Origin of the sequence: Frankia sp. AgPm24 (genome assembly GCF_023243055.1) — a bacterium.
GTDB classification, from domain to species: domain Bacteria; phylum Actinomycetota; class Actinomycetes; order Frankiales; family Frankiaceae; genus Frankia; species Frankia umida.
The window spans coordinates 1-14,443 of sequence record NZ_JALKFW010000180.1; the positions used below are offsets into that span (position 1 = coordinate 1).

Annotated in this window: 13 protein-coding genes and 7 pseudogenes; 7 read left to right on the top strand and 13 right to left on the bottom strand. The window is 66.9% G+C overall.

The features are described 5' to 3' along the window. Window positions 1-234: 234 nt before the first annotated feature. Window positions 235-1,458: a glycoside hydrolase family 26 protein gene (locus tag MXD61_RS12235; protein ID WP_248813015.1), complete on the top strand. Its 1,224-nt coding sequence runs from the start codon at window positions 235-237 to the stop codon at window positions 1,456-1,458. Window positions 1,459-1,668: 210 nt separating this feature from the next. On the opposite strand, the gene MXD61_RS12240 is transcribed toward MXD61_RS12235, so the two are convergent. Next, entirely contained in the window at window positions 1,669-1,974 is a 306-nt protein-coding gene (locus tag MXD61_RS12240; protein WP_248813017.1) for a hypothetical protein, read from the bottom strand. A 103-nt stretch (window positions 1,975-2,077) separates the two neighbouring features. Between MXD61_RS12240 and MXD61_RS12245 the strand changes: the two genes are divergently transcribed. Both MXD61_RS12245 and MXD61_RS12250 read left to right on the top strand, forming a co-directional pair. Then, window positions 2,078-2,335 (top strand): type II toxin-antitoxin system Phd/YefM family antitoxin, encoded by a 258-nt coding sequence (locus tag MXD61_RS12245; RefSeq protein WP_248813019.1) that lies wholly within the window; start codon window positions 2,078-2,080, stop codon window positions 2,333-2,335. Then, complete coding sequence (locus MXD61_RS12250; RefSeq protein ID WP_248813021.1) at window positions 2,332-2,592, top strand: Txe/YoeB family addiction module toxin; 261 nt, start codon at window positions 2,332-2,334, stop codon at window positions 2,590-2,592. The genes MXD61_RS12245 and MXD61_RS12250 overlap by 4 nt, the downstream gene beginning before the upstream one ends. A 57-nt stretch (window positions 2,593-2,649) precedes the next feature. Here MXD61_RS12250 and MXD61_RS12255 read toward each other — a convergent pair. The 9 genes and pseudogenes from MXD61_RS12255 to MXD61_RS12295 form a co-directional block, all read right to left on the bottom strand. Next, window positions 2,650-3,113, bottom strand: a pseudogene (locus MXD61_RS12255) (DDE-type integrase/transposase/recombinase); the annotation flags it as partial. A 185-nt stretch (window positions 3,114-3,298) separates the two neighbouring features. Beyond that, window positions 3,299-4,246 (bottom strand): septum formation family protein, encoded by a 948-nt coding sequence (locus MXD61_RS12260; protein ID WP_248813023.1) that lies wholly within the window; start codon window positions 4,244-4,246, stop codon window positions 3,299-3,301. A gap of 623 nt (window positions 4,247-4,869) precedes the next feature. Beyond that, a pseudogene (locus MXD61_RS12265) lies at window positions 4,870-5,434 on the bottom strand (DDE-type integrase/transposase/recombinase). Window positions 5,435-5,919: 485 nt separating this feature from the next. Continuing rightward, window positions 5,920-6,624: a hypothetical protein gene (locus MXD61_RS12270; protein WP_248813025.1), complete on the bottom strand. Its 705-nt coding sequence runs from the start codon at window positions 6,622-6,624 to the stop codon at window positions 5,920-5,922. Between the two features lie 53 nt (window positions 6,625-6,677). After that, window positions 6,678-6,989: a hypothetical protein gene (locus tag MXD61_RS12275; RefSeq protein ID WP_248813027.1), complete on the bottom strand. Its 312-nt coding sequence runs from the start codon at window positions 6,987-6,989 to the stop codon at window positions 6,678-6,680. Window positions 6,990-7,300: 311 nt separating this feature from the next. Further along, window positions 7,301-8,371, bottom strand: a complete 1,071-nt coding sequence (locus tag MXD61_RS12280) for a DUF4037 domain-containing protein (protein WP_374628860.1) — start codon at window positions 8,369-8,371, stop codon at window positions 7,301-7,303. A 66-nt stretch (window positions 8,372-8,437) separates the two neighbouring features. After that, window positions 8,438-8,812, bottom strand: coding sequence for an inorganic pyrophosphatase (locus MXD61_RS12285; RefSeq protein WP_248813031.1), 375 nt, complete (start codon window positions 8,810-8,812; stop codon window positions 8,438-8,440). A gap of 665 nt (window positions 8,813-9,477) precedes the next feature. Then, complete coding sequence (locus MXD61_RS12290) at window positions 9,478-9,804, bottom strand: helix-turn-helix transcriptional regulator (RefSeq protein ID WP_248813032.1); 327 nt, start codon at window positions 9,802-9,804, stop codon at window positions 9,478-9,480. Continuing rightward, entirely contained in the window at window positions 9,801-10,163 is a 363-nt protein-coding gene (locus MXD61_RS12295) for a type II toxin-antitoxin system RelE/ParE family toxin (protein ID WP_248813034.1), read from the bottom strand. Before MXD61_RS12295 ends, MXD61_RS12290 begins: the two co-directional genes overlap by 4 nt. A 372-nt stretch (window positions 10,164-10,535) precedes the next feature. Between MXD61_RS12295 and MXD61_RS12300 the strand changes: the two genes are divergently transcribed. Continuing rightward, a complete protein-coding gene (locus MXD61_RS12300; protein WP_248813036.1) occupies window positions 10,536-11,213 on the top strand; it encodes a cysteine hydrolase family protein in 678 nt (225 codons plus the stop codon). Window positions 11,214-11,366: 153 nt separating this feature from the next. Here the strand turns inward: MXD61_RS12300 and MXD61_RS12305 are convergent, their stop codons facing one another. After that, window positions 11,367-12,023, bottom strand: coding sequence for an IS630 family transposase (locus tag MXD61_RS12305; RefSeq protein WP_248813038.1), 657 nt, complete (start codon window positions 12,021-12,023; stop codon window positions 11,367-11,369). Next, a pseudogene (locus tag MXD61_RS12310) lies at window positions 12,009-12,394 on the bottom strand (winged helix-turn-helix domain-containing protein); the annotation flags it as partial. The gene MXD61_RS12305 and the pseudogene MXD61_RS12310, both read right to left, overlap by 15 nt. A 77-nt stretch (window positions 12,395-12,471) precedes the next feature. On the opposite strand from MXD61_RS12310, the pseudogene MXD61_RS28840 reads away from it, so the two are divergent. Together MXD61_RS28840 and MXD61_RS12320 are read left to right on the top strand one after the other, a co-directional pair. Beyond that, window positions 12,472-12,612 (top strand): annotated as a pseudogene (locus MXD61_RS28840) (PhzA/PhzB family protein); the annotation flags it as partial. Between the two features lie 105 nt (window positions 12,613-12,717). Next, window positions 12,718-12,972 (top strand): annotated as a pseudogene (locus MXD61_RS12320) (aldehyde dehydrogenase); the annotation flags it as partial. A gap of 213 nt (window positions 12,973-13,185) precedes the next feature. Here MXD61_RS12320 and MXD61_RS28450 read toward each other — a convergent pair. After that, a pseudogene (locus tag MXD61_RS28450) lies at window positions 13,186-13,383 on the bottom strand (DUF4440 domain-containing protein); the annotation flags it as partial. On the opposite strand from MXD61_RS28450, the pseudogene MXD61_RS12330 reads away from it, so the two are divergent. Then, window positions 13,383-14,337, top strand: a pseudogene (locus MXD61_RS12330) (LysR family transcriptional regulator). The pseudogenes MXD61_RS28450 and MXD61_RS12330 overlap by 1 nt on opposite strands. Window positions 14,338-14,443: the final 106 nt, after the last annotated feature.

The following is a 14,443-nucleotide window of genomic DNA, read 5'->3' on the forward strand; positions in this document are numbered from 1 at the left end:
CCAGCGCTCCCAGGGCCGCATGCGCCGAGCGGCGTGGAGGGCACGGGGCCGCGGGGCCGGTCTGCCCCCGCGAAATCCGGGGCCGGCGGCGGGGGGGGATGTGGCCCGTCGGCGGCCGCATCACCGCGGCCGGTTCGAGGTCGGCCCGGACGCCGCCGCGGCGGGCGGATCGGCGAACGCGGGGCAAGGTTACGCGCGGCGGCTCGCGGCCGCCGACTGTTGACCACCGCCCGCATGCGCGTCTGGCCCGCGGGCGTGGGCGTGCTGGTCCTGGCGGGCGCAATCATGGGATGCGGGCCGCAGCAGCCGGCGTCCGACCACCACGCGGCCGCAGCGGTGGTGGCCAGGGCCGGCGCTGCCGGCGACGGTCAGCACTCGTACGCTCCGCAGTCTCCTTCCCGCACCGTGGTGGACAGGGAAACGGCCACGCAGACCGGGGACGCCCCCACAGACAGGCCCGGCGCTGGTGCGCCGCTCCCGGGGGCAGGCCAGGACACCCCGCGTCCGAGCTCGCCGGACCCGCAGCCCACCGTCAGACCGACCGCTGCCGGTGCTGGTGGTGGTGGTAGTGCCCGCGGCAGCGGCCAGGCGCCCGGTGGCCTGAGCGGGATCTCGGCGGGGTCACTGACCGAAGTGCGCGCGTGGGAGGAGTTCCGAGGTTCGCCGGTCGACGTCGTTGTCGGCTTCAGCGACCGCAGCAGCTGGGAGACCATCACCTACCCGTGGCTGGGCATGGGCCCCGACAAGTTCGAGGGTTTCGCCGGCACCTGGGTGATCTCGCAGCCGTTCTTTCCCACCGGGGGTGGAGACATCGCCTCGTGCGCGGTGGGTGCCTACAACGACCACTGGCGGGAGTTCGGTAACTGGCTGGTGGGCCAGGGGCGCGCCGCGAGCATCGTCCGCCCCGCCTGGGAGTTCAACGGCGCCTGGTTCCCGTGGTCGGTGTCGAAGGACCGTAAGCACTGGGTGTCGTGCTTTCGGCAGGTCGTCACCTCGATCCGTGCCACCGCCCCGCAGGCACGGATCGACTGGACGTTCAACGCCCACAACACGGATGCCTTCGAGTACTACCCGGGTGACAAGTATGTCGACATCATCGGGGTGGATACCTATGATCAGTGGCCGGCAAGCGGAACCGAGGCCGCCTTCAACGCGCAGTGCCACCAGGCGACCGGGCTGTGTGCGGGCATCGCGTTCGCCCGGCAGCACGGCAAGAAGTTCTCCGTGCCCGAGTGGGGCCTGGTGGGGACGAGTGACACGGGGGCGGGGGCGGTCGGCCAGGCCGGTGGTGACAATCCGGTCTACCTCGAGATGATGTACAAAACCATGCACGACAACGCGGACATACTCGCGTACGAGGCCTATTTCAATGACGACCTTCCCAGCAACGTCCATTCCTCGTTGATCAATCCGACCACCCACCCGAAGGGTGCGGCACGTTACGCCGAGCTCTGGTGACTGGTTCTGGCGGTTTGATCTGGATCTGTCGCTGATCTTGTGATCGGACTGGCCCCTTCGATGATTATCTGGCCAGGAGGACGCGTTTGCGGAGGAGGCGCCGCTCCGGTCCCGGGGTGGGCCTTCAGCCAGGCGGCGAACGTCTCGGCTTCCCGGTCCGCGAGCAGGTCCACCAGCCGGCCGATGGTGACGTCGACCGAGAACCGTGCCTTAGGTGCGATCGCGTGGCAGTGCGAAGTCGTTCACCCCGAGCACGGCGATCGTCGTCACCTCGGGATCAGGCAGCGCCCGCACCCGAAGCAGCAACGTGTCCCGGCCGACCTCCAGACCCAGCGCGACGGCCAGCCGTGCCCCGGCCCGTCCCGCGAGCGCCAGGCCGATCTCGCGCAGCGCCTCCGCCGCCGGCGGTGTGAACCGTGCATACGGGCTGGTCAACCTCTCAACCTGCTCCGCCAACGTCACCACCACACAGCCCGCCTCGGCGCAGCGGAACCGGCGGACCACCAGCTCGACCACGACACCCAGCCCACCCAGCGCGGCAGCAACGACGAGTGGCCGACGAACGCTGCCCAGAGCTGTACCATATCTGGTACGACTAGATGTTCGGGAGGCTGACAGGATGGTCGCGGCGATCAGTGCCAGTGAGGCACGTAAGACGCTGTTTCCGCTGATCGAACAGGTCAACACCGATCACACACCGGTGGAGATCGTCTCGAAGCGAGGGAACGCGGTCCTGGTGAGCAAGGAGGACTGGGACGCCATCGTGGAGACCAACTACCTGCTGCGTACGCCCGCGAACGCGCGGCGGCTGATGGAGAGTGTGGAGCAGTGGCGTGCGGGCGGCGCGATCGAGCGCCCGCTGGGCCCTGAGGAGTGAAGCTGACCTGGACCGACCATGCCTGGGACGATTACCTGTACTGGCAGGGCCAGGACCGCAGGACCCTGAAGCGCATTAATGCCCTGATCGCGGACATCAAACGCGATCCAGAGGGGCAGGGGATCGGCAAGCCCGAGCTGCTGCGCAACAACCTCGCCGGGCTGCGCTCGCGACGGATCGACGATGAACACCGCTTGGTCTATGCGGTTGATCCCGGCCAGATCACGATCATCTCCTGCCGCTACCATTATCAGTAGGGGTCTGTTGCATTGGGGGAAGACGGGGCATGGTCGACTCTGTCGAGCGGGTGACCAGATCGTGAGGGTGAGCTCGGTGAACGCGGTTGTGAGCTGTGTGTGCGGGTCGGTGTCGATTCCGAGTTCGTAGTGGCCGCGGCGGATGTTCTGGACGAACGCGTGCCCTGCGCTGATCGTCTGGGTGGAGCGAAGGCGTTTCAGTCCGCGCATGGGCCGGAGTGTGGCTTTTGGGCGGCTGTGGTCGGCTTCGATTCGGTTGTTCTCGCGCGTGGCGTCGACGTGACAGGCCTCGGGCAGGAGCTCGTCGAGGAGCCGGGGTGGACGGGGGCCTTGTCGTAGGTCCAGCGGCCGGCGACCTTCACATGGGTTTCGTCGAGGAACCACCGGTCACCAGGATGGTGCCGACATGGCCGGGCCGCGTCAACGAGAAGCGGCGTGAAGCGCTGCACCCACCGGTAGATCGTGACGTGATCGACCTTGAGGCCGCGTTCGGCCACGACGTCGACGCATTCTCTGATCATGACTGGTCGGCAGCCATGCGAAGGCGGACATTGCCCATGCGACAGCGCCGCTCAAGCAGTGGCGCGCTCGCGACCTGCTATACCAAGCGCGCCCACTACTACCGCAACGAACTCACCATCGCCGCGATCTTCATCTGGCTCAAAGATCCACGAGAAACAGCCTTGGGTCGGGCCCCACCCGTTGGTCAGGTCGCGATGGTGCCCGGCGGGGTGGTGGCACCTGGGCTGAGCAGGCCAGCCACCTCCTTCGGCTGGCCCGCCGCATCAGTGAAGCCGACGGTGCAGGTGGTGGAACGGGTCCCGGCCCGCCAGCTCTCCGCCCTGATCAGATGCCAGCCAGCGGTCACCTTCGCGCCGCCGAAGCGGGAGTGGCGCAGGTACGGGGCGTGCAGCGGCGCGCAGGCCGCGGTGGCCATCCGTTCGAACTCCGACGGGGACGGCGGTTCGCTGCCGGGAGGGCCGGTCAGAGTCGCCGAACCCACGCTCTGGGCGATGTGCGGTTGGTCGCAGTTCACCTCCTGCTGAAGTCCCTGTTCGTCGCGCCGGAAGCAGGTACCGGCGGGAAAGACCCACGTCTGATCGGCGCCGTGTACCTGTCCGGTGAACTCGGGCATCAGCACGCCGTCGGCGGAGGAACGGACGCTGAGACCGCAGACGACGTGACGGTCACCCGAGTCCCAGCCGGTGGGCAGCGGATGGATGGTGCTGGCGGCGAACCGGCCGGCGGGATCCAGGGAGTACCCAAGATAGGAGGTGATGAGCGCGGCGCAGTGGCGATCCGCGATCGACCCCCACTCCGCGGGCGTGGGATAGGAACTGGCGGCCGAATAGGCGGAGCCGAGTTCCTGGTGACCCACCGCCTCGAACAGATGCGGGCCGGCACACGGGACATCCTCGACGCTGGTCTGCGGATCGCCCTGGTCCCAGGTGTAGCACCGGTGCGGAGTCCATTCCAGGCGCAGGAGCTCCGGTGTCTGTTCATCCCTGGTGCCGGTCACATCACCCTGAGGCGCGCCGGATCCGCCCCCGCCCGCAGCCTGCAGGGTGGTTCCGCTGTTTCGGCTGTTTCGGCTGTTCAGATAGTCGGGTAGCAGGAAAGCAGTGCCGGCGAGCAGTGAAACGCCGATCACCACAACGACGACCCGGTTCTCCGACCGTCGCTTCGGGACCAGCCCCGCAGCCCGCCAACGGGAATAGGGCGAACGGTTCCGCCGCAACCATGGCCGCCGGGCCGTCCGGGCCGTCCGTGGCCGTCGGGGGCGACCTCGGCGAGTCGAGCCACGCGAGCCGCTGTCGTCGGCGGAACCGAAACGAGCGATCGCGGCCCTGGTTCTGGCCGGCGGCTCGAATGCCGTCGCCCCCTTGACGAAGTCCTCGTTGAGGACGAGTCCATCGAACGGATCAGGCTCGTCACCCGACCGGACATCGTCGTTCTCCGGCACGCCGCCCACTCCTCGAATCAAACAGGGTCACGGTTCATCGCATCAGACCACGACTTCCACAACAGCCCAGGTCTCGCCAACTACGGCTGACGGCCCCAGTCTCTCCGGCGTTGACTTTTCCGACTTCCCTGGGTTCGCAGCCAGCCGCTGTCCCGATACATTATCGAACCGCCACGACTCAGGCCTGCGGCGGTCCGCCGTTGGCCGCCAACGTGCCGGATCCGAACAACGCTGCGAGACATCTGCGGGGAGTCCTGACGGCACTTTTGCGTTCCGAGGAAGTGGGGCATGCCAGCGGCCACCGTGACCGTCGGTCAAACGGCGGCGGCGAGTTCGGTGAACGCGGCGGCCGACCTCTGTCTCGGGTTGGTGCCGGCGGCGAGTTCGTCGTAGCCGCGGTGGCTGTTCTGGACGAGCGCATGCCCGGAGCTGATGGTCTGGACGGATCGCAGGCGTTATCGCAGGCGTTTCAGCCCACGCATCGGAGGCAGCCGGGCCTCTGACCGGCCATGATCGGCCTCGATCCGATTGTCCTCCCGGGCGGCGTCGACGTGGCAGGCCTCGGGCAGGAACTCGTCGATGACCTGCCCGTGCTGGTCAACCGCCCGGCACCTACAGGTCCACTGGCCGGCGACCTTCACATACGCCTCCTCCACACACCACCTGGCCCCAGGACGGCGCCGACACGGCCACGCGGCCTCGACCAGCAGGGGCGTCAAGCGCCGCACCCACCGGTACACGGTCACGTGATCAACCTCGAGGACACGTTCGGCGAGCAGCTCCTCGACATCCCCCCTACGACAGCGCACACCGCACGGACCAGCGAACCGTCAGCACGATCACCTCCGGCGGAAACCGGAACCCCGCGAACTCCGACACCGGCACCCGTGGAACGACCGCACCTCGACCCATCAGTCGATCATGCCCGGCCGCCGGCCCGGGAGCCCGAGGCGATCTATGCAACAGAGCCCCTGCGGCCACATCACGGCCACATCGATCAATGGCTCCGAGTCGGGTAGGTAGGACATCCCAACCATGCAGGTCATGGGCCTGTGCAGCGGTGGACCATGTGTACCAGCATCCGAACCGTTCGATCATGGTTGCTGGCTCCGAAATCACTGTCCGGCCGATCGCTACCAGGGGCCTGACCAGGGGTGATGCCCAATGACCGCGCCGCCTTCTACATCATTTAGCGAATCGAACATGTGTCCCGAATTTCGGGCGGTGTCGGACGCTTCGGCCCGTCTCGTGATCCTGATCGTCGGTGTGGTGGTCGCGTTGACGTTCTATACGGGTCCGGCGATGTCCGCTGTAGACGGCGCCTCTGGTCCCTCGCGGGTTCAGGAAGGATGAGAGGTTCATGGTTACTGGTCGAGAAGCTTCGCGGCCTCGGCTGGGTCCATGATGTTTGACCAGATCTGCTCTTCGGGGGCGACTGCTCGCTGTGGCATGGCGTAGTCGGACATCCATGCGTTGGCCTGACATCCGGGTACGAGGCTGAGGATCGTCGCAACGAGCCGTCGCGGGACCGAGCCGATGATGCGAATCGCGACATAGGTTTCGTGACCCTGGTCAGCGAGGACCTGGATGCCGAGCGCCGCGCCTTCCAACATGACGGCATGCTCTTTGCCGTCCAGCAGCGATTCGCACACCAGGCGGTGTACCGCCGACCTGAGCGTACGTTCGGCGCGCGTCGCTGACTCGGCCCTCCACCTCAGCTCGTCCTCTTGACCGGGCAGCAGGTCGCCGGTGTAGGTCATGGTGGCGAGAGCAGGCGAGTGTCTGGCGTTGTAGCGCGCCCGTGCGGCGGTTGCGCGTGCGGCCAGCGCCGCATAGAAGTCATCGGGCGAGCCTTCCTCCCGCTGTCCGGCCGCCACCAGCCAGGGGATCCCGGCATCGACCCACACCGCACCGCGCCAGCGCTGGACCTTCACCTTGAACAACACCTGATCGTCAATGGCGGCGATCCGCTCCTGCGGCGTGTCGTCGTCGGCGAAGCGGTCTGCGGCCTTGCCGAGGAGCGGATGGCCGATGTCCTCCAAAGGGGTGTCCGCGCGCGGGACCGTCAAGGCGAGATCCTCTCGCAGGCAGCGGAGCGTCGGGCGGGCCCGTCCGGCCACTGTCAGCGGTCCTCTTCGACGCCGCCGACGGCGTCGAGTTCAGCGCGGGTCATCCCCGCGAGCATCGCTATCCGCGACGCGCGGCTGCCGTCGAGTTCGCTCAGCAACTCCCGCATCCCGGACTGCATCTCCTCGCGGCGCGCATCCAGGTAAAACGCGACCGCCGCCTCGACCAGATCCTTCTTGCTCATATGCAGGTAGTGCGCACCACTGGTGATCAGCTTGTCGCCTTCAGGCGAGACCTTGACAGCAACCTGCCGGGCCGTCTGCTCCATCATCGCCGCCTCTGCCCCTTTCCCATCGACTACCAGCACCTCGGTGCCTCCAGTACCTCAAGGCTACTCTGCCGTCGGTTGCCGCCGGGGTTGCCGGCCGCGTCGTTGGCGTTGGTGTTACCCGGCCGCGGGTCGATCACCAGCGTGTCGTCGATGTTGGCGGAGGTGGCTGGGCGGGGTCGCTGCGGGCTCGCGCACCGTTACCAAGCTCATCTCTGGTCGCCGCTGCCGGCTCGACCCAGCGGCGACGATCGGGCGCCAGCACGGGCCGCCGTAGCGCCGGCACACCTCAGCGATCCGACTGTCACGAAGGTCGACGGTCACGTGGCCGTTCTCGCTCTGCCCGTGATTCACGCCTGGAATCCAAGCGTGGGGGCGTAGTCGCGGCGATGCCTCGGCTGGGTGAGGATCTCGACGCTGTCGGTGGCCTGGTCGATCGCGCCGGGAAGATGACCGAGCGGGCCGGCGGGTCGGTGCCCGAGTCGGGTGAGGAGAGCTCGCAACTGCGGATCGCTGATTGCTTCGGTCAGGGCGCGGGTGAGGCGTTCGGCGCCAAGTACCTGGATGTCTCGCGCATGAAAGCGGTGCGGCGCGGGGTCGACGGGTTCGGCCAGACCGAGCCGGTTCGTGACGGCGGCGAGGTGACTGGCCGCTACGCAAAGCGCTGCTTCGCGTTCCCGCCACTGCGTGGCGCTGAGCGCGTGACGCAGGTGCCGGCCGACCTGGTCGGCGAGGGGTAACTGGGTGAACACGGTCATCAGCCACTTGCTGTAGGGCGCCCAGCGGCGTTCGAGCAGGAATCCGATCCGGACGAGGTCGCGGGCCACACGGGCGGCGAGCAGGCGCGAGCCTAGGTCGTCGCCGCGGCCGCCGGTGCGGCCGATGAACGGTTCTTCCTGACTGACCCGCAGCCAGCCGGCTGCCAGAACATAGCGCCAGACGTCGTCGGGGTACCACGCCAGCGCCCGACGCCGCGCGGTGAGTAGATCGAGTGGGTCGTGCAGGACCACGCCGCCCGTGAGGCTGGCCAGGATCTGCGTCGGGGCCAGCAGCCAGCCCGCCAGATCCATCCCATCAGCGGGATCGACCCCGAGCCGGTCGACGAAGAACGCCCGTGCGGTGGTCACCTCCACCTGATGGTGTGGCCGGCCGTCGTACCGGTCGCTGTCCGGATACACCGCCGGGAAACCGTCAAACCGGACCGGCAACCTCTCCAAGGCGACGTCGAGCAGCGCGGTATCGAGATCTGGCGGGACGAACAGCTGCACGCGGGGGCCGAAATCGTGGTCCGCGGAAACCTCGTCGTCGAAGCCGAGGACCTCGGAACCCTCCCCGAGCAACGCGGCAGCGTGCGGCACACCCGAAACCAGCGGCCGAACCGCCTGCTCGTAGAACCGCCGAGAAAGATTGCGACCGGACACGGCTCCGAGATACCCCTCAAGGCTTTCCGGCTGACGCATGGCCTAGGGTTCGATCAGCTGCTGCTCTCATACAGTAGCGGTCTCCACACACCGCGGCACGAGCAGGCCGCCGATCCCCAGGACGTCGTCGAGCAGTCGCCGCACCCGCTCGATCTCGCCGGCGGTGCAGTCGATCAGTACCTTGACCTCCACGTCACGTTTGCCCCGATCCGCCGTCACGAAGAATCCCACCACGCCAGCGCCGACAGCGCTGCCGCGAAAGACGTCCACCCCGCCGCCGTCCGCAGCCACGGTGCCCTCCAGGTAGCCGTAGTCGACCGGGTACACGGCCTGCGGTACCCGTGGGTGCCTGCTGCCGGCCGGTCGGTCCACCACCAGATGTGAGGTAGCCACCAACTTGTCGAGATTGCCGAACAGCCGCGCGCCGGACGTGTCAGACATGATCTCCACCGAATCGAGGGGCGTCCACGAGAGTGGCCACGGGCACGAAGTGCCCAAGGCCATGTGCATTGTCCTGCCCACCAGCGTGAACGGCGGGGCCCGGCCGGGGTCACGGCGATGGTGGACGGCATCCGGGAGCGACCGTCTCCTTCACCCCTGCGCCAGGCCATCGGCGAACAGATTGCCTACATCTTCTGGTGCTGACCCGGGCTCTTGGTGCTGACCCGGGCTGCCTGTGGCGATCGTGGGCGTCCTCCGAAGCCGCCGCCCAGTACATCCGGTGAAGCGGATGCGGTTCACATGGCCGCAACATGGCCGTCCGGCCGGGCTCGAACCGACTGTCGAGATCCTGACCAGCACCGATCCATTGTGCCGAATCTCAACACGATAGACCGCGAACCGCATTCACCCAGGTCAGAGACTTGATCAAAAAATGGGTGGACCAGGTGTACCAGCATACGAACCGATCGATCTTGGCTGCAGGCCCTGACATCACCGTCCGACCGGTCGCCGCACGCACCCTGACCAGGGGCGATGCTCGATGAGCGCGCCCGCCGGAAAATCACCTAAAAAATCGAACGGATATTCCGTATATCTGGCGGTTCCAGCGGGACGGCGCGTCTGCCGACCGTGATCGCGTGTGGGGGCGGTCGGGTCGGCGGTCCTCAGCCGATGACGAGCCGTTCACCGCCGAAGTCCGCGATGATCTCCAGGTGCCCCCCGAGCGCTTTGACGTAGGCGGCCAGGGTGCGCAGCTCGCTGGCATCGATGTTGGCCCGCTCGATGGCGGAGACACGTTCCTGCCGGACGTGCATGCGATCGGCGACGTCGGCCTGGGTGAGACCCAGACGCCGGCGCATCTCGGCGAGCCGATGGGCACGGTTCTCCGCCACGAGCCGCCCCGCTCCCGCCTCGACCTCGCGGCGGTCACCTTCCTCGGGGAAGAACTCTTTCAGGAAGCCGTCTCTGTCATACCCGTGGGCGGTGCTCATGCGTCACGCTCCTTGAGATGGAGGGCGTAGCGGGCTTCGGCCAGCGGGATCGCCCTGTCATACCAGGCCGACCACTGCCCGGCCTTGTCTCCGGCGACGAGCAGGACCGCGCGGCGCTCGGGATCGAAGACGAACAGGATCCGGACCTCGCTGGCGCCACTCGAGGCGGGCCTGAGCTCCTTGAGGTTGTGCAGGCGTGAGCCCTTGATCCGGTCGACAAGTGGCCGTCCCAGACTCGGACCCTCGTCGAGAAGAGCGGTCACGGCCTGACCAACGAGGATCGCAGTGTTCCGGTCCGTTCGACGTAGATCATGCAGCCACTCCCGGACCTCGTTGACGATCTCGAGGTGGTAGGTCACGACATGTCCCCTTCGGGGCCTAGGATTCAGTACCTGAGTGTACTGCTATCCCGTTGATGCGCAGGCCAGTCGCGGTGCTCCAGTCTCCCTTCGGGCGGCTCTGCCGGCGACGAGTCGACCAGGCCGCGACACAGGTTGATCGGCCTCATGGCGGGTGGACCACGGTGAGCCCGCCCCAAGGCGTACATGTCCTCATTTGGGAATGGGCCGGTCGCTGGAAAACCGTCCCGCCACCCTTCGAAGTATGAGCGCTCCTTCTGGTCGGTATAGCCGCTGGCAATTGGACGTGCTGACGGAAGCCCACAGATGATGGCCGCACGGAGGTTGATGCTTTCCTGCGCCCCTCCTTCGCTGGATCGAAGGGAGTGTCCCGTGGCCGAATCGTCTTCGTTGGACCGGCCGGCACTGCTCGTCATCGACGTCCAGAACGACTTCAGTCTTGGATCCTCACCGCATGCCGTTCCCGGGACCGACGCACTGGTGCCGACCATCGCCCGGGTCGTGTCCGGGTTCCGGGCGGTCGGGCTGCCCGTCGTTCACGTCGTTCGTCTCTACCTCGCGGACGGCTCCAACGCGGACCTGTGTCGACGCCCGCTGCTCGCGTCGGGCGTGCCGCTCGTGCGGCCGGGCACCGAAGGCAGCCAGGTGCGGACCGAACTGCAGCCCACGCCCCCGTTCACCCTCGACCACGAGTCGCTGCTGGCCGGAAAACCGCAGCCTGTCGGGCCGAACGAATGGGCGATGTACAAGCCACGGTGGGGCGCGTTCTTCGCCACCGAGCTTGAGGCACATCTACGTATGCTTGGCGTCGAGACGGTGACTGTCGTCGGTGCCAACTTCCCCAACTGCCCGCGCACCACCATCTACGAGGCCAGCGAGCGGGACTTCAACCTCGTCGTCGTCGCGGACGCCCTGTCCCGCGCCTATCCGCAGGGCCTCGACGAGTGCGCCGGGATCGGCGCGCGCCTCCTCGACACGGACGAACTGCTCACGCTCCTCGACGGCAGAGTGCCCGGCGCCGCGAACCAGTCACTTCGCCTCGAGATGTGAGTTCCTCCGGCCCCATGGATGTGTGGCCGGAAGTCAGAAGATCAACCTCCTCGGAGAAGGGTGTGCCGATGGCGGCGACCGCTCTGGAACCGATTGGTCTCGGCCTCGAACGACTGGAGGCGATGGCAGAGGCCGGCTACTACTAAGCCGAAACTAGGCTACTGGACTACAGATGTAGGACAGGTCCGGAGATCGGAAGAAGCCTCGAACAATTTCCGGGGCGGCCTGGAGTCGAGCGAACGCTTTCTTGATGCTGCTGCGTAGCTCGTCGATGGTCTGGGCTGCAGCTTTACCGACATTGTCGTTTTTCACGTTCTTCCAGACCCATTCATCGGGGTTGAGTTCGGGTGAACAGGGCGGGAGAACGAAAATTTTCAGGCGGCCTTTGGTGGACTCGACGTAGGCCCGGGTGGCGGCGGACTTGTGGGCGGAGTGGCCGTCGACAACGAGGTAGACGGGGCCGTCTGTGTCGTGGAGGAGCTGGGTGCAGAACTCGATGAACGTTGCCGAGGTGGTCGTGTCCTCGAGCAGGCTGAAGTGCAGCTTTCCCTGCGCGGAGACCGCGGAGATCATGTTCACGGATTTCCGGTTACCGGTACCGCGCACGATCGGGGTCTGTCCGACCGGGGCCCAGGTGGTACCGGAGTGGAAATCGGTACGGACCGACGCCTCGTCCCCGAAGAAGATCGATGCCCCCGCGACCTGCGCTTCCGCATGGATCTTCGGGTAGTCGACCTGCTTCCAGGTCGCCACCAGCTCGTGGTTCTGCTCCCAGGCTCGCGTCAACGGACGCTGCGGTGAGAGCCCCATCCTGCGCAGGAGCTTGCCGACACCCTGGGGGTGTACTCGACGTCGAACTCCCGGCGGATCAGTTCCCGGATCATCTCCCGGGTCCACAACGCGAAATCGAACTGCATCTGCCGCGGGTCCCGACCCACGATCAGCTTCCACAACTTCGCCGTCTGCTCATCGGACAGTCGCGGCATACGACCCGAAGGAACTTTCACCTTCAACGCTTCGACGCCACCCTCGTTCCGCGCGTGAATCCATCCGTACACGGTGGAAACATCCGCCCCGAATGCCAACGCCACCTCCCTCGGATGCATCCCCCGACCCACCGCGAGCAGACGCACATCCTCCAGGTTGCGCCGCGGAATACGAGCTCCAGTCCCCTTCTCCATCGTTCGATTATCTCACGCCGATATCGATCAATCCGACACCGGTAGAACAAGATTCCAGTAACTTAGTTTCGGCTTAGTATCGTAACCATTTCCTCCACTCCTTCGACTTTCAGGATGGCCGGATCAGGCAGCAGCGTGAGTTCATGAACCCGTGCCAGCAGTTCCGGGCGCTGGGCATTGCCGTGCCGGAGATTCGGCGTGAGGGAATCCCCACCTGACGGGCCCTGCGCTACGCTTGGCGCAGGGCCCGTCCCACGGATCCGTAGCTGGCCGGCACGTAGGCGCCTGGCAGCTTCTTCGCAGGTCGTGGGCTTACTGGAATCGGACTAGAGCTGCCGTTCCCGTGTGTCTGGGTCGCCCCCTGGACGCCCAGGGACGGCCTCGGCCCGCTGCGGCACAGCCTGGTGGTCACGGCGATCACCAGTCGCCACCAGCTGGTGGACCAGCTCCTGGCGGAGCCGACCATCGGCAACGTCCACGTCGGCGACCATCCCACCTACGAAATGGAGTACGGACTGCCGCACGATGGGTATCTCGCCAAGTTCCTCATGCGCAGCAAGACGCTGATCCGTGGTTGATGCACCCCACCGGCACGCCGACACCGGTCGAACCCGGGGTTCCCGCGCCGCCTTCACGTGTGTCTGTTCCCGATGCGGGCTCGTGAGCGGTTCGCCCTGTCCCTGGTGGCCCGCGCAGACCACCAGGGCGCTCGTACGGTAAGTCGCCAGCCACCGTTGCTCCCAGGCGCGGGGCACATGGCTGGTCGGTCTCGGGAAGGCTGCCCTCCTCGGTCAGTGGGCTGGCTGTATGAACTCGGGCTGGTCGAGCAGCCGGAGCCAGGTGCCGTCGGGCTGCCTGCGGGCCACCTGGGCACGGGCGCCGGTGCCGTCCTTCGGCGGGGTCGACGTCAGCGCTATGTCCTCGCTGACCAGCGTGGGCAGCGGAGACTCCGGCTCAAAATGGGGCGAATTCGCGAGTACTTTTTCCCATCGAGTACTTCGTCGCCGTCGCGGAGGAGTCGAACTTCACGCGGGCCGCGGAGCGGGTACACATCAGCCAGTCGGGAGTCAGCGCCCAGATCCGCCAGCTCGAACATGAGCTCGGAACGGACCTCTTCGACCGTTCGGGGCGTACCGCCACCCTGACCACCGCGGGCGAGGCAGCCTTGGCGCACGCACGCGCGCACGGCCCTCGCCTCTGTCGCCGCCGTACACGAGGCGGTCGACCAGGTGAGGGGACTGGTCCGCGGGCGGATCCAGATCGGTATGGTCAACTCCTGTACGAGCGAGCCCCTGTTCGAGGCGCTCGCCACATTCCATGGCGACTACCCCGGCATCGAGATCGTCCTGACCGAGGACACCTCCGACCGCCTCATCGAACGGGTCCGCGCCGGCACGCTGGATCTGGCTCTCGTAGGGGTACCCGGGGACATCGAGCTGGGGCCACATGCGCAGCCTGTGGCCAGCGAACACCTGGTGGTGGCGGTGCCAACCGCCCATCCGCTGGCGCAGCGGTCGAGCGTGAACGTGTCCGACCTGGCCCTCTATCCGTTGGCCTGCCTGCCGACCGGGACGGGCATTCGGGCCGTTTTTGATCATGCCTGTGCCGTGAGAGGTCTCGGGCCGCGCGTGGCCCTGCAGGCGGCGGCGCCACGGGCCGTCGTCGACCTGGCGGTCCGGGGCCTCGGAGTCGCCGTCCTGTCGGCCTCCATGACCGCGGGCTACGGCCACGGACTGCGGACGTTGCCCATCAAGGACATCACGGTCCCGGCGGTTCTCGCGCTTTTCTGGACAAAGATCCCCAGCCCCGCGCTCCAGGAGCTGCTCCGACACTGCCGGCGCGCGTTCACCCGGCCGGCACCGCGACCACTGGAGGCGGTCCAGCCGCGTCCCGCGAAGAACGACTATGCCGCCGAGCGCACTCTCCTGGACGCGGCGACATGAAAGTGTTCGTTCACAGGTGACCCGTGTCGACCTTCTCTCTCAGGCATCGGTCCCGGCGGGCAGGCCGATGAGCGCGATGGCATGCCTGCATAACCGTAATCGGCTG